Annotated in this window: 17 protein-coding genes; 8 read left to right on the forward strand and 9 right to left on the reverse strand. The window is 75.5% G+C overall.

Annotated features, from left to right (window positions below; translation table 11 throughout):
• Positions 1–11 precede the first annotated feature (11 nt).
• The gene (locus GV155_RS16375) at positions 12–344 is read right to left on the reverse strand and encodes a helix-turn-helix domain-containing protein (RefSeq protein ID WP_160009681.1); all 333 of its coding nucleotides are present in this window, start codon (positions 342–344) and stop codon (positions 12–14) included.
• 43 nt (positions 345–387) lie between these two features.
• Positions 388–2,025: an ABC-F family ATP-binding cassette domain-containing protein gene (locus tag GV155_RS16380; protein ID WP_160009683.1), complete on the reverse strand. Its 1,638-nt coding sequence runs from the start codon at positions 2,023–2,025 to the stop codon at positions 388–390.
• 38 nt (positions 2,026–2,063) lie between these two features.
• Here GV155_RS16380 and GV155_RS16385 point away from each other — a divergent pair, with 38 nt between their 5' ends.
• The 6 genes from GV155_RS16385 (at position 2,064) to GV155_RS16410 (ending at position 7,256) form a co-directional block, all read left to right on the forward strand.
• The gene (locus tag GV155_RS16385; protein ID WP_236554376.1) at positions 2,064–2,708 is read left to right on the forward strand and encodes a class I SAM-dependent methyltransferase; all 645 of its coding nucleotides are present in this window, start codon (positions 2,064–2,066) and stop codon (positions 2,706–2,708) included.
• 64 nt (positions 2,709–2,772) lie between these two features.
• Complete coding sequence (locus GV155_RS16390) at positions 2,773–4,905, forward strand: PAS domain-containing sensor histidine kinase (protein ID WP_160009685.1); 2,133 nt, start codon at positions 2,773–2,775, stop codon at positions 4,903–4,905.
• 135 nt (positions 4,906–5,040) lie between these two features.
• Positions 5,041–5,505 (forward strand): pyruvoyl-dependent arginine decarboxylase, encoded by a 465-nt coding sequence (locus tag GV155_RS16395; RefSeq protein WP_201300208.1) that lies wholly within the window; start codon positions 5,041–5,043, stop codon positions 5,503–5,505.
• Positions 5,498–6,079, forward strand: coding sequence for a hypothetical protein (locus tag GV155_RS16400; protein ID WP_201300209.1), 582 nt, complete (start codon positions 5,498–5,500; stop codon positions 6,077–6,079). The genes GV155_RS16395 and GV155_RS16400 overlap by 8 nt, the downstream gene beginning before the upstream one ends.
• A gap of 83 nt (positions 6,080–6,162) precedes the next feature.
• Entirely contained in the window at positions 6,163–6,546 is a 384-nt protein-coding gene (locus GV155_RS16405; RefSeq protein WP_160009689.1) for a response regulator, read from the forward strand.
• A 35-nt stretch (positions 6,547–6,581) separates the two neighbouring features.
• Positions 6,582–7,256: a DedA family protein gene (locus GV155_RS16410; RefSeq protein ID WP_236554377.1), complete on the forward strand. Its 675-nt coding sequence runs from the start codon at positions 6,582–6,584 to the stop codon at positions 7,254–7,256.
• On the opposite strand, the gene GV155_RS16415 is transcribed toward GV155_RS16410, so the two are convergent.
• Positions 7,222–8,748, reverse strand: a complete 1,527-nt coding sequence (locus GV155_RS16415; protein WP_236554378.1) for a PepSY-associated TM helix domain-containing protein — start codon at positions 8,746–8,748, stop codon at positions 7,222–7,224. The two genes, GV155_RS16410 and GV155_RS16415, sit on opposite strands and share 35 nt — an antisense overlap.
• Here GV155_RS16415 and GV155_RS16420 point away from each other — a divergent pair.
• Positions 8,731–9,144, forward strand: coding sequence for a DoxX family protein (locus tag GV155_RS16420; protein WP_236554379.1), 414 nt, complete (start codon positions 8,731–8,733; stop codon positions 9,142–9,144). The genes GV155_RS16415 and GV155_RS16420 overlap by 18 nt on opposite strands.
• Here the strand turns inward: GV155_RS16420 and GV155_RS16425 are convergent.
• The 6 genes from GV155_RS16425 to GV155_RS16450 form a co-directional block, all read right to left on the reverse strand.
• Positions 9,086–10,321, reverse strand: a complete 1,236-nt coding sequence (locus GV155_RS16425) for a class I SAM-dependent methyltransferase (protein ID WP_160009693.1) — start codon at positions 10,319–10,321, stop codon at positions 9,086–9,088. The genes GV155_RS16420 and GV155_RS16425 overlap by 59 nt on opposite strands.
• 90 nt (positions 10,322–10,411) lie before the next feature.
• On the reverse strand, positions 10,412–13,396 hold the full coding sequence (locus GV155_RS16430) for an FAD-binding and (Fe-S)-binding domain-containing protein (RefSeq protein WP_160009695.1): 2,985 nt from the start codon (positions 13,394–13,396) through the stop codon (positions 10,412–10,414).
• Complete coding sequence (locus GV155_RS16435) at positions 13,390–14,658, reverse strand: hydroxyacid-oxoacid transhydrogenase (RefSeq protein WP_160009697.1); 1,269 nt, start codon at positions 14,656–14,658, stop codon at positions 13,390–13,392. The genes GV155_RS16430 and GV155_RS16435 overlap by 7 nt, the downstream gene beginning before the upstream one ends.
• A 9-nt stretch (positions 14,659–14,667) precedes the next feature.
• Positions 14,668–15,576: an NUDIX hydrolase gene (locus tag GV155_RS21045; RefSeq protein WP_160009699.1), complete on the reverse strand. Its 909-nt coding sequence runs from the start codon at positions 15,574–15,576 to the stop codon at positions 14,668–14,670.
• Positions 15,573–16,430, reverse strand: coding sequence for a lysophospholipid acyltransferase family protein (locus tag GV155_RS16445; RefSeq protein ID WP_160009701.1), 858 nt, complete (start codon positions 16,428–16,430; stop codon positions 15,573–15,575). The genes GV155_RS21045 and GV155_RS16445 overlap by 4 nt, the downstream gene beginning before the upstream one ends.
• The gene (locus GV155_RS16450) at positions 16,427–17,674 is read right to left on the reverse strand and encodes a geranylgeranyl reductase family protein (RefSeq protein WP_160009703.1); all 1,248 of its coding nucleotides are present in this window, start codon (positions 17,672–17,674) and stop codon (positions 16,427–16,429) included. Before GV155_RS16450 ends, GV155_RS16445 begins: the two co-directional genes overlap by 4 nt.
• 50 nt (positions 17,675–17,724) lie before the next feature.
• Here GV155_RS16450 and GV155_RS16455 point away from each other — a divergent pair, with 50 nt between their 5' ends.
• Positions 17,725–18,252: a gamma carbonic anhydrase family protein gene (locus GV155_RS16455; protein WP_160009705.1), complete on the forward strand. Its 528-nt coding sequence runs from the start codon at positions 17,725–17,727 to the stop codon at positions 18,250–18,252.
• Positions 18,253–18,435 lie beyond the last annotated feature (183 nt).

Consider the following 18,435-nt stretch of genomic DNA (forward strand, 5'->3'; position numbering starts at 1 on the left):
TCGGCGCCGGCTCAGCCGGCCGGCAGCCCGTCGACCTCGCGCAGCAGGTCGTCCACCCGGGCCCGGACGTGGTCGAGGTCCTGGCCGAGGTCCCGCACCAGCCCGGAGACCTCCGCGACGTCGACGTGGGTGGCGCACAGCAGCAGCGCGGGCGACGTCCCGAGCGCGACCGCCAGGGTGTCGATCTCGACCAGCGTCCAGGGTGTCGTGCCCTCGCGGCGCTCGCGGATCTGCGCCGGGGTGACATCGAGCGCCCGGGCCGCGGCGGCGTCGTCCCACGCGTGGCGCTCCAGGTGGGCGCGGACGTTCGTAGCGACCTGGCGTGTCAGTGAGTGCTCAACCACTGACCGCACAGTAGTAGGAGGCTGCCCACCCCCCCACGACCCCTCAGCCGGTCGAGACCCGGCCGCCCTCGACCCGCCAGTGCTGGTCGAGGCGCACCTGCTCCAGCAGCCGCCGGTCGTGGGAGACCAGCAGCAGGGCGCCGTCGTAGGCCTCCAGCGCCTGCTCGAGCTGCTCGATCGCCGGCAGGTCGAGGTGGTTGGTCGGCTCGTCGAGCACCAGCACGTTGACCGCACGGGCCTGGAGCAGCGCCATCGCGGCCCGGGTCCGCTCGCCGGGGGAGAGTCGGGCCACCTGACCGGCGACCTGGTCGCTCTTCAGCCCGAACTTCGCCAGCAGCGTGCGGACCTCGGCGGGGGAGAGGTCGGGCAGCGCCGCCTCCGCGGCGTCGCCGAGGGTCTGGTCCTCCGGGAGCCAGGCGCGGGCCTGGTCGATCCCGCCGACCGAGAGCGACGCGCCCTGCGAGGCGCGGCCCCCGTCGGGGGCGAGGTGGCCGAGGAGGAGCTGGAGCAGGGTCGTCTTGCCCGCCCCGTTGGGCCCGGTGATCCCGATCCGCTCGCCGGCGTCGACCTGCAGCGACACCGGGCCGAGGGTGAAGTCGCCGCGGCGCACGACCGCCTGGTCCAGCGTGGCCACCACCGAGCTGGACCGGGCGCCGCGGGCGATCGAGAACTGCAGCTCCCACTCCTTGCGGGGCTCCTCGACCTCCTCCAGGCGGGCGATCCGCGACTCCATCTGGCGGACCTTCTGGCCCTGCTTCTCCGACGACTCGCTCTGCGCCCGACGACGGATCTTGTCGTTGTCGGGGCTCTTGCGCATCGCGTTGCGCACGCCCTGCGAGCTCCACTCCCGCTGCGTGCGCGCGCGGGACTCCAGGTCGGCCTTGGTCCCGGCGTACTGCTCGTAGGCCGCACGCGCGTGCCGCCGGTGCACCGCGCGCTCCTCCAGGAACGCGTCGTACCCGCCGTCGTAGACCCGCACCTGGTGCTGGGCGAGGTCCAGCTCGACCACCCGCGTCACGCAGCGGGCGAGGAACTCCCGGTCGTGCGAGACCAGCACGACCCCGGCCCGCATGCCCCCGACCAGCCGCTCGAGCCGCTCGAGGCCGTCGAGGTCGAGGTCGTTGGTGGGCTCGTCGAGCAGGACCAGGTCGAAGCGGCTCAGCAGCAGCGCCGCCAGGCCGACCCGGGCGGCCTGCCCGCCCGACAGGGAGGTCATCAGCGCGTCGGGACCGACGTCGAGCCGCAGGTCGCCGAGCACCGCGGGCACCCGCTCGTCGAGGTCGGGCGCGCCGGAGGCCAGCCAGTGGTCGAGCGCGACGGCGTACGCGTCGTCGGCGCCGGGCACCTCGGAGCCGAGGGCGGCGGCGGTGGCCTCCATCGCCTCGGTGGCGGCGGCGGCGCCGGTACGCCGGGCGAGGTGCTGCCCGACCGTCTCCCCGGGCAGCCGCTCGTGCTCCTGGGGCAGCCAGCCCACGAACGCGTCCGACGGGGCCGTGCTGACGGTGCCCGCCAGGGGGGCGTCGCGGCCCGAGAGCAGCCGGAGCAGGGTGGACTTGCCGGCCCCGTTCGCACCGACCACGCCGACGACGTCGCCCGGGGCGACGGTCAGGTCGAGGCCCTCGAAGAGGGTGCGGTGGGCGTGTCCGCCGGACAGCCCCTTGGCGACCAGGGTGGTGCTCACCGCTGGAGCCTAGGCCGCGGTGCTGCCACCATGGCCGGGTGGTGCGCGACGGTGCGGGCTGGTGGACCGAGCAGGTGGTGCCGCGCCTGGTCGACGCCTCGCTCTCGGCCGCCCCGGTCGGCCGCCTCCGGGCCCGCGCCTGCGCCGGGCTGCACGGCCGTGTCCTGGAGATCGGGTTCGGCAGCGGGCTCAACCTCCCCCACCTCCCCGCCGCCGTCACCGCGCTGGACGCCGTCGAGCCCGCCGACCTGGCGTGGGAGCGGTCGGCCGGCAGACGGGCGGCGGCGCCGCTCGAGGTGGCTCGCACCGGTCTCGACGGCGAGCGGCTCGCGGCGCCGGACGGGTCGTACGACGCCGTGCTGTGCACCTTCACGCTCTGCACCGTCCCGGACCCCGCCCGGGCCCTGGCCGAGGCGCGGCGGGTGCTGCGGCCCGGCGGCGCCCTGCACCTGCTCGAGCACGGCCTGGCGCCGGGGCGACGGGTACGGGGCTGGCAGCGGCGCCTCGAGCCGCTGCAGGGACGAGCCTTCGGCGGGTGCCACCTGACCCGGGACGTGCTCGCGCTGGTCCGGGCCGCGGGGCTCGTCCCCGACCTCGTTCACCAGGCCTACGTGGCGACGGGCCCGGCGCGGCCCTGGTCGTACGTGACCGTGGTCCGCGCCGCTCGCGACGCGGTGGCCTGAGGCCCGGGAACCGGGTCTTCGCAAAAGTCCTCGGGCCGGGCCGGGCCCCGTCTAGGGTGCGAGAATGCCGTCCGGTCCGCCCACCGCTGGGCGTCAACGGACCCATCTGGTCGTCGCCGGCGTCCTCGCGATCGCCCTGGCCCTCACCTTCACGCTGCTGCTCACGTCCTCCCTCGACCAGGGGGCCCGCGCGACGACGTCCGCGGTCGGCCTCCTGCTGACCGGGCTGCTCGCCACGTCCAGCTCCGCCGTGCGCGCCCGGTGGTCGACCGGGGGGCGGCGGCGTGCCTGGCGGCTGCTCGCGCTCGCCGGCCTGGTGGCGATCAGCGGCAACGTCCTCGGGGCGGCGCTCGATTCCGGGCCCGCGCTCGGCCTCCCGTTCGCCCCCAGCGACGTCGCCATCGCGCTCGCCCTGATGACCTCGATCGCGAGCCTGACCTACTTCACCCAGGTCACCCGCAGCCGCGTCGACCTCGCCGTGATGGCCCTGGACGGGCTGATCCTCGGCTCCGCGGTGCTGATGATCGCGGCCACCGTGGTCTACGACCAGCTCAAGGCCGACGTCGGGGCGGACGAGGTGCTGTCCCGGGTCGTCATCCCGTTGCTCGACGTGGTGCTGGCCACGGTCGCGCTGATCCTGCTGCGTCGCACCCGCGGCCCGGACCGGTTCGCGCTCGGCCTGGTGGCCGCGGGGTTCATCGTCTACACGATGACCGACCTCGGCTACGCGGTCCGCCAGGCCGAGGACGGCACGTTCGCCTTCGGCACGCCGCTGGACCTGGGCTGGATGGTCGGCTACCTGCTCCTCGCCCTGGCCGCCTGGTGGCCCACCGGCACGAGGGAGGTGCCCCGCGAGGAGGGCGTCGCGGGCGCGGAGGACTGGGACACCGCCGTCGTGTTCGGCGTGCTCCTGGTCGCGGTCATGGTCGAGGTGACCGGCGAGGGCGGCGAGGGGCTGTTCAGCATCGAGGCCGCCCTCTGGCTGTTCCTGATCGGGGGCGCCGGGCTGCGCCAGGGCCTGATCGCCCGCGACAACCGCCACCTGCGGCGCAACCTCGAGGACGACGTCCGTGAGCGCACCGCCGACCTGCGCCAGATGGGCCGCGAGACCGAGGTGCTGCTGTCCTCGGTCGCCGACGGGATCTACGGCGTGGACACCGAGGGGCGGGTCACCTTCGTCAACCCCTCCGGCGCCACCATGCTCGGCTACGCCGTCGAGGACCTCACCGGCCGCCCCGCCCACGAGCTCTTCCACGCGCCCGCCGAGGACGGGATCCCGTTCCCCGCCGCGGACTGCTACATCGCCGAGGCCGTGCGCGAGCGGGTCGTCAGCAACGGCGAGGAGGACCTCTACGTCCGCGCCGACGGCGGGACGTTCCCGGTCGAGATCACCGCCAGCCCGCTGGTCGACACCGAGACCGGCGAGGTCCGTGGCGGGGTCGTGGTGTTCCGCGACGTCACGCAGCGCCGCGAGGTCGACCGGATGAAGAACGAGTTCCTCTCGGTGGTCAGCCACGAGCTGCGTACCCCGCTGACCTCGATCCGGGGCTCCCTCGGCCTGCTCGCGGGCGGCGTGCTCGGGGAGCTGCCCGAGCCCGCCGGGGCCATGGTCAACCGGGCGCTGATGAGCTCGGAGCGGCTGACCCGGATGATCAACGACATCCTCGACCTCGAGCGGATCGAGTCCGGCAGCCTGGCCCTCGAGGTGCTCCCGCACGACGTCGACGACCTGCTGGCCATCGCCGACCGCGAGATGGCCGGCCTGGCCGCCAGCCGGGAGGTACGCCTGGTGCGCACCGCCGGCTGCCCGGCCCGGGTGCTGGCCGACCACGACCGGATCGTGCAGTCGCTGACCAACCTGATCGGCAACGCGGTCAAGTTCTCCGACCCCGGTTCGGTCGTCGAGCTCGGCGCCGTCCAGGACGGCGACTCCATCGTGATGCGGGTGCGCGACCACGGCCGCGGCATCCCGGCCGACCGGATGGAGAGCATCTTCGACCGGTTCGAGCAGGTCGACTCCTCCGACATCCGCCAGCAGGGCGGCTCCGGGCTCGGCCTGGCGATCTGTCGCGGGATCGTCGAGCGACACGGTGGCCGCGTGTGGCTGGAGAGCGAGCTGGGCGTCGGCACCACCGCCTCGCTGTCCCTGCAGGCCGCGCCGGCGGCCTCGCACGCGGGAGACGCCGCGACCGCGTGAGTCCTGTCCACGAGACTCTGGCAGTCTCACCCCGCCGGGCCCGACCGTGTCCGGCCCCCTCGTCCCCCTCGGGAGTGCTCCTTGTCCAGCGTCACCCCTCCTGCCGGCCGTGCTGCCGCCGGGCCTCGCATCACCGTGCGCACCGGCAGCGGCACCGGGCGTACCCGGCTCTCGGCCTTCGACGCCGCCCTGCGTGAGGCGGGCGTGGCCGACCTCAACCTGGTGACGCTCTCCTCGGTGATCCCCGAGCGCAGCACGGTCGTGCAGGCGCACGAGCCGCTCGGCGCCGACCACGGCGACCGGCTGTGGTGCGTGCTGGCCAGCGACGGCGCCGAGCAGCACGGCGAGGTCGTCTGGGCGGGCCTGGGGTGGGCGGTCGACCGGCGCACCACGGGCGGCGTCTTCGTGGAGCACCACAGCGGCAGCGAGGAGGCCCTGCGCGCGCAGATCGCGCTCAGCCTGGAGGACCTCTGCGCCTCCCGCGGGTGGCACGACGTCGAGACCGGGACCGCGGTGGCCAGCGCCCACTGCATCGACGACCCCGTGTGCGCCGTCGCCGTCGCGGCCTACGAGGTCCAGGGCTGGGGGCGTCGTGGCTGAGCGGACGATCTCGGGCCAGCGGATCAGCATCGCGGTCGAGCGGGCGATGGACGAGGCCGTCACCGAGCGGTTCTGGCGGCTCTACCTCGAGACCTTCGCCCCGATGGCCGTGGTCGCCGTCGCCCGGCAGGTCCTGCACCGCGAGGAGTTCGTGGAGGAGATGGCCGACCCGCGGGTGATGAAGTACGTCGCCCGCGACGACGCGGGCGAGGTCGTCGGCCTCACCACGCTGACCCGCGACCTCGAGACGGTGCCGTGGATCAGCCCGCAGTACTTCGCGGCGCGCTACCCCGAGCACGCCGCACGCGACGCCGTGTTCTACCTCGGCTTCACCCTCGTCACGCCCGACCAGCGGCGCTCGAGGGTCTTCCAGAGCATGATCGAGGAGGTCATCGAGCACGTCCGCGACGCCCGCGGGGTGTGCGGGTGGGACGTCTGCGCCTACAACGAGCGGGTCCTGGGCTTCTCGACCATGATCACCGCGCTCCTGCACCACCACGCCGACTGCACCGTCGAGGCGGTCGACACCCAGCTCTACTCCGCGGTCGAGATGCACGGACCACGACTGACCTAGGTCCCGGGCGGGGCAACGGCCCCCGGGGGGTATCCTCGGCGCAGCAGCCACCCCGGGTCTGCCCGGGGCACTTGGAGGACGCGATGCCGACCGTGCTCGTGGTGGACGACGACGAGGACGTGCGCGTCGTGACGTCGATCTCGCTGGCCCGGGTCGGCGGCTGGAACGTCCTGGAGGCCGCCCGTGGGCGCGAGGCGATCGACATCGCGCGCGACCAGCAGCCCGACGCCATCCTGCTCGACCTGATGATGCCCGACATGGACGGCATCACGACCTTCGGCCACCTGCAGGACGACCCGGCCACGCGCGACATCCAGGTCATCCTGCTGACCGCGAAGAGCCGGGTCGGGCCTCGTCAGCCGTGGGACGGCCTGGCCGTGGCCGGGGTGCTGTCCAAGCCGTTCAGCCCGATGGACCTGCCGGGACAGGTCGCCGCGCTGCTCGGGTGGGAGATCCCGCGGCCCTGAACGGCGGGTGCCCCACCGTCTCCTAGGCTTCCACCGTGCCGACCCTCACCGCTGCCCTGCTGACCGCTGCCGCGGGCGGGGGTGAGGACCCCGCCGAGCTCGGCGGGGTCGCCGGGTGGGCCGTGGACGTGATGGAGCAGCTCGGCGCCTTCGGGGCCGGGCTGCTGATCGCCCTGGAGAACCTCTTCCCCCCGCTGCCCAGCGAGCTGATCCTGCCGGTTGCGGGGTTCACCGCCAGCCAGGGCTCGCTGTCGCTGACCGGTGCCATCGCCTGGACCACGGTCGGCTCGCTGGCCGGCGCACTGGTCCTGTACTGGCTCGGCGCCGCGCTCGGCCGGGACCGCACCTTCGCGATCTGGCAGCGGCTGCCGCTGGTCGACGACCACGACTTCCTGCGCACGGAGGCGTGGTTCGCCCGGCACGGGCGGTGGGCGGTCTTCCTGGGTCGGATGATCCCCATCTTCCGCAGCCTGATCTCGGTCCCGGCCGGGGTCGAGCGGATGCCCCTGCCCCTCTTCGTCGTGCTGACGACGCTGGGCAGCCTGATCTGGAACACCACGTTCATCCTCGCCGGCTACCTGCTCGGCGAGCAGTGGTACCGCGTCGAGCCCGTCGTCGGCTGGCTCCAGCGCATCGTGATCGTCGTGGTGGTGCTCGCCGCGATCGTGTGGGTGGTCAAGCGGCTGCGCCGTCCGATGACCCCCGCCTGACGCGCGCACCCAGCCCGACCGCCACGTCGAGGACCAGGAACCCCAGCAGGCTGACGCCCAGGACCGGCAGGGCCCACCCCACGGCCACCGCGGCGACCACCAGGACACCGGTCGCCACCGGTGGCAGGGAGCGCCAGGCGCCGCGGCGTACGGGCCGGCCCATCCGCAGCAGGTGGCCCCGCGTGGGCCGCCGCTGCCACCACATCCGGTAGCCGGTGACGATCATCGCGACCAGGACGCCGGCCAGCACGAGGAGCGCGACCTGGCTGACCCAGCCGAGCAGCAGGCCCATGTGCAGGTCGATGCCCCAGCGCGCCAGCTTGGCCGCGACCGGGTAGTCGTCGAAGCGGACCACGTCGGCGACCTCGCCCGAGGCCGGGTCGATCGCGGCCGCGTCGGCCTGCGTCGGCCAGGACTTGTCGAGCTCCTGCACCACGTAGGTGCCGGTGGCCGTGGTCGGGCCGGCGACCTCGAGCGGGCCGACCAGGTCGACGGCGCGGGCCGCGTCCACCGCGGCCTGGTAGCCGACGCCGGGGGAGTCGTCGAGCGGGGCCGCCCCGGCCTCCGCCGCCGCGCCGTGGCCCTCGTGGCCCTCGTGGCCCTCGTGGCCCTCGTGTCCCTCGGGGTCGGCCTGGGCGGCGCCGAGGTCGGCCACCACCTGCGGGGTGTCCCAGCTCAGCGCGCCGCGCAGCTCGGTGACGTGGGCGCCGGCGTAGGTCGACCAGGTCAGGCCGGTGGCCGCGAGCATCGCGAAGCCCAGGAAGGCCCAGGTGCCCAGCGCGCCGTGCCAGGACCGGGTACGCCGGCGGGCGCTGCCGTCGCGCCGCGGCCGCAGCCGGGAGCCGTCACGGCGCCCGGTCCACCAGAGCAGCAGCCCGGCCAGGGCGATCACCCCCAGCCACGAGGCCGCCAGCTCGGAGTAGAGCCGCCCGGGCTCGCCGAGGTGCAGGTGGCGGTGCAGCTCGCTGATCCAGGTGCGCACCGGCAGGGAGCCGGAGGACCCGTACGCCGTCTCCTCGCCCAGCACCTCGCCGCCGACCGGGTCGACGAAGACGGCCAGGCTGCGGCTCTCGGCCGTCTCGCCGGCGTCCAGCAGGACGCGGGTGGTGGCTCCCTCGCCGTCGGCCGGGCGGACGGCGAGCAGCGGCAGGTCGGGCTCGGCCTCCCGGGCGGCCGCCACCTGCTCGTCCAGGGGCAGGGCGGGTCCGCGTGCGTCGGTGGTGAGCACGTCGGAGTACGCGACGCGCTCGATCTGGGGGCTCACGGCGTAGAGGCCGCCGCTGACCGCGGCGACCAGCAGGAACGGGGCCACCAGCAGGGCGGCGTAGAAGTGCAGGCGGAGCAGCAGGGGCCGCAGGCTGCGGCGCGGGGCGGGGCCCGGGGCCGGTCCGGGCGCGGGCTCCGCCCCCTCGTCTCCCCCGCACCCCCCGTCGTCCGCGATGTCGTCCTGCTCCTGGCCCGTGTCGGGCTGGCCGTGGTCCTGGTGGCCCACGGCTGGCAGAAGTGGTCCACGAACAGCCTGGCCAGCACCGCCGACGGGTTCGCCGCGATGGGGGTCCCGCTGCCGGGGGTCTCGGCCACCGTGGCCGCGGGCGTCGAGCTCGGCGGCGGCCTGCTGCTCCTGCTGGGCCTGCTGACCCCGGTCGCGGGCGTGCTGGTGGCGGCGGTGATGGCCGGGGCGTGGTGGTTCGCCCACCGCGGGGCCGGGGTGCTGGCCAGCGACGGTGGTGGCGAGCTGGTCGCCGTGATCGGGCTGCTCGCCCTGGTCCTGGCGGCGGTCGGCCCGGGCCGGCTCTCGTTGGACGCGCTCCTCGGTCGCGGTCGCGCGGTCAGCCCGGCCGGTGCGCCAGCAGCTCGCCCAGCCGCGGACGCACGCCCCAGGTCCTGACCAGCTCGTCGTACTCCTCGCGCTGCTCGCCCCCCACCGCGGCGCCGGTGCGGGTGGCGCGCAGCAGCGTGTTGCGCGGCGTGTGCTCGCTGCCGACGAACTCCACGACCTCCACCCGGTAGCCCTCCAGGCGCAGCAGCGAGGCGCGCAGGGCGTCGGTGAGGGTGTCGGCGAAGCGCTCGCGCAGGATCCCGTGCCGGGTCAGGGCGGCGTACGGCGCGGGGGTCGCCGCCGCGCGCAGCTGTGCGGCCACGTCGTGGTGGCAGCAGGGCGCAGCCAGCGCGACGGGCGCCTCCCAGGCCGCGGCCCGGCCCAGCGCGTCGTCGGTCGCGGTGTCGCAGGCGTGCAGGGCCAGCACCACCTCCGGCGCGGGGTCCAGGACCACGTCCTGGATGCTGCCGACCACGAAGTCGGCGCGGCCGTCACCGAACGCACCGGCGGCGGCCAGCCGCTCCGCGACGGCGGTGTTGTGCTCGCGGGACTGCTCCTTGACGTCGACCCCGGTGACGACCACCGGCAGGCCCCGCACGCCGGCGAGGTAGCGCAGCGCGGCGAAGGTCAGGTAGGCGTTGCCGCACCCGAGGTCGACCACCCGCAGCGGCTCCTCGACGGTCGGGCGGCGCAGGTGCCCCTTGTCGAGGGCGTCGGTGACCGTGGTCTCCAGCAGCCGCAGGAACTCCTCGACCTGCCGGTGCTTGGCGACCCGCGTCGGCTTGACCCGACCCCGCTCGTCGGTGATCCCGAGCGCGGCGAAGACCGGGTCGTCGTCGTCGAGCAGCCGTGCCTTGTCGCGGTCGTGGCCGCGGTCGACCTCGACCGGGGTCTCGCGCCGCTCGGTGCTCACCAGCGCCTCGAGCTTCTTGGTCGCCCGGCCCTGGTAGGTCTGGGTCGTCGTCTCGACCAGCCAGTTGCCGTACCCCTGCGCCAGGAGGGCGTCGACGGCCTCCTCGGCGGCCGGCCCGGGCTCGTGGTTGCTGGTGTGCGCCTGGGTGGCGTCGTAGGCCGTCGCCTGGAGCCGCCGGCCGGCGCGCAGGTCGACCCAGCGCAGCTCGACGCGTCGCCACGGCGGCGGCGCCTGGCCGCGGCGGCGGCCGGACAGCACGGCCCGCACCAGCGCGTCCGGGTCCAGGACGTCGGCGCGCACCCGCTCCAGCGCGCGCAGCAGCGGCTCGGCCACCTCAGAACCTCCCCATCACGGCGGAGACCACGACGACCAGCAGCAGCGCGACCAGGGCCAGGGGGATGACGAGGCGGCGGCGGCGCGGGTTCACCGCCCGCCCCGGTCGCTGCCCCGGTCGCTGCCCCGGCCGTTGCGCAGCCCGCGCAGGCGGGGTCGGCGCGACGGGCGGGCGGTGGACTGGTCCGCGGGCACACCGAAGGCCAGCAGCTCGGCGAGGTGCAGCGCCCGCAGCTGCTCGAGGTCGTCGAGCTGGACGCGGCAGGAGACCCCGTCGGCCAGCACCACCTTCGTGCCCCGCGCGCGGACGGCGGGCAGCAGGTGCGTCTCGGCGACCGCGACCGACGTCTCGTAGTGCCCCTTCTCCATCCCGAAGTTCCCGGCCAGGCCGCAGCAGCCGGGCACGACGGTGACCGCGGCGCCGCAGCGCTCGAGCAGCGCCTTGTCGGCGTCGAAACCGAGGATCGAGGCCTGGTGGCAGTGCGGCTGGACGAGCACCTCGACCTCGGACAGGTCGGGGAGCGTCAGCCGGCCCTGGTCGGCGAGGTCGGTGAGCACCTCGGCGAAGGTGCGGACGCCCTGGGCGGCCGTGGTGGCCTCCGGGGAGTCCACGAGCTCCTCCACGTCCGAGCGCAGCGTGGCCAGGCAGGACGGCTCGAGGCCGACCACGGGGACGCCGGAGCCGACGTACGCCGCGAGGGTCGACACGGTCCGCCCGACGATCTTGCGGGCCTGGTCGAGCTGGCCGGTGGTCACCCAGGTGAGACCGCAGCAGGCCGGCTCGGGGATGACCTCGGCCCGCAGGCCGGCGGCCCGCAGCAGTGCCAGGGCGGCCTGGCCGGTGTGGGGCGAGAGCTGGTCGGTGAACGAGTCGGCCCAGATCCAGACGTCGGGCGTGCCGGTGCCCCCCGGGGCCTCTCGCGCGGTGCGGCGCAGGCTGCGCCCGGCCACGGTGGGCAGCGAGCGGCGGTGGTCCACGCCCGCGGCGGCGGTGGCCAGGCGTGCGGTGGGCGCGAAGCGGCCGGCGGCGTTCAGCGCAGGTGCGAGCGGGGGCACCTTGCCGATCAGGCCGAGCCAGGTCGGCAGCCGCCCGAGGGTGTAGTGGCTCAGCGGGCGGGTGCGGCCGCGGTAGGTCTGGTGCAGCACCTCAGACTTGTACGTCGCCATGTCCACGCCCGTGGGGCAGTCCGACGCGCAGCCCTTGCAGGACAGGCAGAGGTCGAGCGCCTCGTGGAGGGCAGGGTCCCGCAGGCCGGTGAGCGTGCCCCCGGGGCCGGCGTCGAGGGCCTCCTGGAGCACGCGGGCGCGGCCCCGGGTGCTGTCCTTCTCATCCCGGGTGGCCTGCCAGGACGGGCACATCACGCCCGTGGACGACGCGGCGACGCACTTGCCGACGCCGGTGCAGCGGTGCGCGGCCGCGGCGAGGTCGCCCCCGTCGTGCAGCAGCCGCAGGCCCGCGTTCACCCGGGTGCGGGGGCGCGCCGGGCGCACGTCGGCCTCGACCGGCCGCGGGTCGACCAGGACGCCCGGGTTGAGCAGGCCGTCGGGGTCGCAGGCGTGCTTGACGGCACCGAAGAGGTCGATCGTGTGCGGGTCGTACATCAGCGGCAGCAGCGCCGAGCGGGCCCGGCCGTCACCGTGCTCGCCGGACAGCGAGCCGCCGTACTTCACCAGGCCGGTCGCGCTGGCCTCGAGGAACTCGCGGAAGGACCGCCCACCGTCCTCGAACCGGAAGTCGATGCGGACGTGCACGCAGCCGTCGCCGAAGTGGCCGTAGGGCACCCCGTCGAGCCCGTGCTCGCGCAGCAGCTCGTCGAAGTCGCGCAGCCAGGACCCGAGGTGCTCGGGCGGCACGGCGGCGTCCTCCCACCCGGCGTGGGCGGGGCGGGTCAGGCTGCGCGCGGCGAGGCCGGCACCGTCGTCGCGGATCCGCCACAGGGCGGTGGTCTCACCGGGATCGGTGATCAGCCGGGACTCCAGTGCGCCGGACTCCGCGCGCAGGCGGGCGACGAGGTCGGCGGCCCCCTCGCCGGCGACCTCGGCGAAGAGCCAGCCGCCGCCACGAGGCAGGTCGGGGACGCTGCCGTGGCGGGCGCGGACCAGGTCGACGATGCGGGAGTCGAGGCCCTCGCAGGCCACCAGGCGGGCCCGGTCGTCGGGCGTGCCCGCGCCGCGCTCGGCGCCGAGGGCGAGCAGGGTCGGTACGGCGTCCGCGGCGTCGATCATCGAGGCGTAGCCGAGGACCAGCAGCAGCCGCTCGGGGTGGTCGCGCACCAGGGAGACCGTGGCCTCGCGAACCAGGGCCAGGGTGCCCTCGGAGCCGGTCACCAGGCGGTCGAGGCGGCGGCCGCGCTCGGGGAGCAGCTGCTCGAGGGCGTAGCCGGAGACCTGACGGGAGAACTGGCCGAACGTCTGCCGCACGTGGGCCAGCTCGGCGTCGACGATCGCGGCGAGGCGGCGCTCGACGTCGCTGCCGTCGGGGTGGTCCAGGGAGACGCCGTCACGCACCCGCACCCGCTCGCCGGCGCCGGTGAGCAGGTCGAGGCCGACCACGTTGTCGGAGGTGCGCCCGTAGCCCAGGGCGCGGGACCCGCAGGCGTTGTTGCCGATCATCCCGCCGATCGTGCAGCGGGTGTGGGTCGAGGGGTCGGGACCGAAGCGCAGGCCGTGCTCGTGGGCGCGGGCCTGGAGCCGGGCGTGCACCACGCCGGGCTGCACCGTGGCGGTCTGCGCCTCGGGGTCGAGGCTCAGGATGTTGTTGAGGTGGCGACCGGTGTCGACCACGATCCCGGGCCCGACCGCGTTGCCCGCGATCGAGGTGCCGGCGCCCCGCATCGTCACCGGGACGCCGGTGGCACGGGCGGCGTCGAGGACGGCGTCGATCTCGTCGACGTGGCGCGGCCGGGCGACGACCTGCGGGACCACGCGGTAGAGCGAGGCGTCGGCGGCGTAGAGCGAGCGGGTCAGCGCCGAGTCGTCGACGTCGCTGACGCCGCGCGCGCGCAGGGCGGCCGCGACGTCGCTGCCCGCGGCGTCGGTGGTGCCGGCGGTCGGCAGGTCGACGGTGGTCACCACAGCTCCATCGAGCCGCCGACGACGCCGGCGAGGTCCTCGCCGGTGACCGGGCGGGGGGCCGTGGCGAGCAGCCGCTGCTGCTGCAGCGCTCCCTCGACGATCCCGTCGACGTCGGCCGCGCCGTACCCGATCTCGGACAGGCCGTTGGGGATCCCGATGTCGTGCATGATCCGGGTCAGCACGCCCGGCAGCGCGTCGGGACCGCGCTCGTCGGCGGACAGGTCGGGCTCGAGCAGCCGCGCGGCGCGCACGTGCCGCTCGGGGTCGCCGTCGAAGGTGAACCGGAAGGCCGCCGGCGCGGTCAGGGAGACGGCCATGCCGTGGGGCACCATCGCCTCGTCCTGGGGGTAGCCCGCGGGCCGGTAGTCGCGGACGCGCCCGGCGATCGGGTAGGCGTTCGCGTGCGGGATGTGGACACCGGCGTTGCCGAACCCGAGGCCGGCGAAGGTCGCGGCCATCGCCATCTGCTCGCGGGCGACCTGGTCCTCGGGGTCGCGCACGGCGCGGCGGAACGCGCCGGCCAGCAGCGACATCGCCTTCTCCGACCACATGTCGGCGACCGGGTTCGCCCCGCAGTACGGCACCCGCTGCTCGGGGGTCTTGGCGTCGAAGTCGGCGTACCAGCGCGCGGTCCAGCTCTCCAGGGCGTGGCACAGGATGTCCATCCCGGACGCCGCGGTGACCATGGCCGGCTGGGTCGCGGTCAGGGACGGGTCGACCACGGCCAGGCGCGGGCGGAGCGCGACGTGGCTGATGCCGGTCTTGACGTGCAGCGACAGCACGTCGAGCACGCAGATCGTGGTGCTCTCGCTGCCGGTGCCGGTGGTGGTGGGGACGGCGACCAGCGGCAGCAGCGGGTTGACGGGCGCGAGGGCCTTGCCGACCGGGGCGTTGACGTAGTCCATCAGCTCGCCGGGGTTGGTGGTGAGCAGGTTGACCGCCTTGGCGGTGTCGATCGCCGACCCGCCGCCGACGGCGACGACGGCGTCGAACGGGCCGGCGTCCCGGCCGAACTCGACCGCCTCGCGCAGGGAGACGTCGGTCGGCTCGACGTGGGCCTGGTCGAAGACGACGACCTCGATGCCGGTGGCGCGGATCCCCTCGGCGATCCGGTCGGGGTGGCCGGTGGCCGCGACGCCCGGGTCGGTGACCAGCAGCACGCGGCGTGCGCCGTACTGCCCGAGGTCGTGGCCGATCTCGGCGGAGGCGCCCGGGCCGAACTTCAGGGCGGGGGCGGCGTAGGTGAAGACGGTCTCGCTCACCTGCCCAACCTACCGACCGGGGGGCTCATCCCCCACCGCGACCAGGGCGACCCTCACCACGTCGAGCACCGGGCGCGGGTCCGGCCCGGTGAGCTCGCGCAGCGGCACCCAGGCCGCCCGCGAGGTGGTGCCGCCGACCTCGGTCACCCGGGGCTCGGCGGCGGGGTCGCGGGTGGTCGTGGCGAAGAGCAGGTGGACGCCGTGGAAGTCCTCGTCGCGCCCGCTCGGGGCCGTCCCGCGCAGGTGGACGTCGTGCACGTCCAGGACCCGGCCGACCTCCACCTCGAGCCCGCACTCCTCGAGCACCTCGCGGCGCAGCGCGTCGCGCGGCGGCTCCCCGTGGTCGACGCCGCCGCCGGGCAGGGTCCAGGAGCCCGCGTGGAACCCGCGGGCCGAGACCTCGGTCAGCAGGAGCGCCGGTTCGGGCTCGTCGCGGACCAGGACGGCGTACGCCGCCAGCCGCTGCAGGCGGGTCGGGCGGTGCTCGGCGAGCGCCTCGGTGACCAGGGCCGTGGTGGGCAGGGTGCCGTCGAGCACCCGGTCGAGGGGGTGCCAGGCCGCGTCGACGGTGGACCCGTCGACCTCGACGACCCGCGGGGCGGGGGCGTCCTTGGCCGCCCAGCCCTCGTAGACCAGCCGGACGCCGTGGGCGTCGCGCACCGCGCCGTCCCACACCCGCTCGGGCTGGTGCCAGGAGTAGGTGCGCGCGGTCGGGCCGACCTCGACGTCGAGCCCGGTCTCCTCGTGGACCTCCCGGACGACCGCGTCGCGCGGGTCCTCCCCGTGGTCGATCCCGCCGCCGGGCAGCGTCCACAGCTCGGTCTCGCTGATCCGGGGCGCCAGGCGGCTGAGCAGGACCTCGCCGTCGCGGAGGACGACCGCGTACGCACCCCAGCGCTGCCAGCGCGGCGGGCTCACCGGACCGCCGCGGCGGTGGCTGCGGTGGTGGCTGCGGTGGTCGCGACGCCCGGGCCCCACGTGGGCAGGACCGCCGAGCGCAGCACCGGGTCCCGGGCCAACGACGTCGCCCGGTCCAGGGCGTCGCCGCCGAGGTGGGCGGGGTGCCAGGGCGCCGGTTCGCCGGGCAGCGGGCGGTGCTCGGGGAGCCGCTGGAGCGCCTCCAGCCCGTCGTGGAGGCGGTGGCCGAGCGCCCGGGTGGTCGCCACGAGGTCGGCGTCGGGTGCGACCTGCTCGGCGCGCCCGACCCGCACGTCGACCAGGCGCCCGCGCTGCGGCGTGGGCCGTGGGAACGGGTCCTCGGCGCTGTGCTTCTGCGGCCACAGCCGCTGCCCGCCCCAGACCGAGACCGGCACGAGCGGGGCGCCGGTCTCGCGGGCCAGGGCCGCGGCGCCGGGCATCAGGGCGCGGACGACGTACGCCGCGGAGATCCCGGCCTCGGGGAAGACGCAGACCACCTCGCCGGCGCGCAGGTGGGCGCGCGCCTGCAGGTACGCCGCCGCCGGCGCCTCGCGGTCGACCGGGACGTGGCCCATCGCGTCCATCGCCCGCCCGACCGCCCGGACCTTCCAGACGTCGTGCCGGCACAGGAAGCGGACGCGACGGCCGGTGGCCAGCAGGGCCCGCCCGATCAGCAGGAAGTCCGGGAAGGAGACGTGGTTGGCGGCCAGGACGACCGGGCCGCTCGGCGGGACGTGACCGGCTCCACCACCGCGCACGGTGAGGTCGAGGCCGCCGAGCAGCACGTGACCGAGGCCGACGGCGCCGGCGTAGACCGGCTCGCGCCGCGACGGACGGGTCGGGCGAGCACTCACGTGAACGGCGGGCGGTGGTCCACCGCGAGCGAGCGGCGGCCGGCCCAGCGCCAGACCCGCGCCGCGGTGTCGCGGTCCTCGTCGGTGACCAGGTTGCCCATCCAGCGCAGGGCGAGCGTCATCAGCAGGTCCGAGCGCATCCCGACCGGGCCGAGCGCGGGGAGCAGCCGCGGGACGGTCACCAGCCCGGCCATCCGGCGGGCGATCGAGAACGCCTCGCCGTACTGCTGGCGCAGCACGACCGGCCAGGACCGGGACAGGTCCGCATCGCGGCCCTCGAGCATCATCTCGGCGACCAGGCGGCCGGTCTCGAGGCCGTAGTCGATCCCCTCGCCGTTGAGCGGGTTCACGCAGCCGGCGGCGTCGCCGACGAGCGCCCAGTTGCGCCCGGCGACCCCGGACACGGCGCCGCCCATCGGGAGCAGGGCGCTGGTGGGGGCGCGCAGGTCGCCCTCCAGCTCGAACTCCTCGCGGCGCTGGTCGGCGTAGAACTCCATCAGCGGCTTCAGCGCGATGTTCGCGGGACGCTTCGAGGTGGCCAGGGTGCCGACACCGACGTTGACCTCGCCGGCGTCCTTGCCCAGCGGGAAGATCCAGCCGTACCCGGACAGGATCTCGCCCTCGGTGCCGCGCAGCTCGAGGTGGGAGGAGATCCAGGGGTCGTCGCTGCGCGTGGAGGAGACGTACGCCCTCCCCGCCACGCCGTAGACCGTCTCGCGGTGCCACTCCCGGCCGAGCACCTTGCCGAGCCCCGAGCGGACCCCGTCGGCGACCACGAGCCGGCGGCAGGCCACCTCGTGGGTCTCGGACCCACGCTTGAACACGACGTGGGTGACCTTGTCGCCGTCGCGGCGCACGTCGACGGCCTTCACCCCGTCGACGGCGCGGGCGCCGGCCTTGACCGCGGTCGTGCGCAGGTGGTCGTCGAGCTCGGTGCGCGGCACCGCGCTCCCCCAGTCCGGCAGCGTGCCGCCGGGCCAGGGCAGGTGGAGGACCTGGCCGAAGCCGTGGGCCCGCAGGCCCTTGCTGGTGGCGCGGGCGGCGAGCCAGTCCTCGAGGCCGAGGCGCCCCAGCTCGTGCACGGCGCGGGGGGTCAGGCCGTCGCCGCAGGTCTTGTCGCGGGGGAAGACCGCAGCGTCGGCCAGGACGACGTCGGCGCCGCCCTGCGCGGCCCAGGCGGCCGCCGCCGACCCGGCGGGGCCGGCGCCCACCACGAGGACGTCGGTCTGCGCGGGGAGGTTCACGCCCCCAGTCTCTCAGGCACGCCCAACGCCCTCTCGGTAGCGTCCCGGTCGTGACCGACCCCCTCGTGCTGTCCCTCGGCGACCTCAGCCCCGCCCTCGACCCGAACGCGTTCCTCGCCCCCGGGGCGGTGGTGGCCGGCGACGTGACCGTCGGGCCCGACAGCGGGATCTGGTACGCCGTCGTCGTGCGTGGTGATGCCGAGCGGATCAGCATCGGCGCCCGCAGCAACGTCCAGGACGGCTCGGTCCTGCACGCCGACCCGGGCTTCCCGTTGACCGTCGGCGACGGCGTCTCGATCGGCCACCGCGCGGTGCTGCACGGCTGCACGATCGAGGACGACGTGCTGGTCGGGATGGGCGCGATCGTGATGAACGGCGCCCGGGTCGGCGCCGGCAGCGTCGTCGGCGCCGGCGCCTGCGTGCCCCAGGGCATGCAGGTCCCGCCCCGCTCGCTGGTGCTCGGCCTGCCGGCCAAGGTGCGCGGCGAGCTCGACGACGCCCAGGTCGACGGCGTGCGCGAGAACGCGGCGACGTACGTCGCCCTCGCCGCCCGCCACCGCGCCGCCCAGCCGAGATGACGCTCGCGGACAGCCGAGATGACGGTTCCGGCGCCTCGAGGTGACGGTTCCGGCGCCTCGAGGTGACGGTTGCGGCGCGCCGGGCCCGCCCACGGGTGCGGTGACCGGCCGGCGCACGTACGCCGGACGGGTGCCGGTGTGACCGCGAGCGTCATCTCGAGGCGCCGCGAGCGTCATCTGGGC

Source organism: Nocardioides sp. AX2bis (genome assembly GCF_902506435.1).
Lineage (GTDB): Bacteria > Actinomycetota > Actinomycetes > Propionibacteriales > Nocardioidaceae > Nocardioides.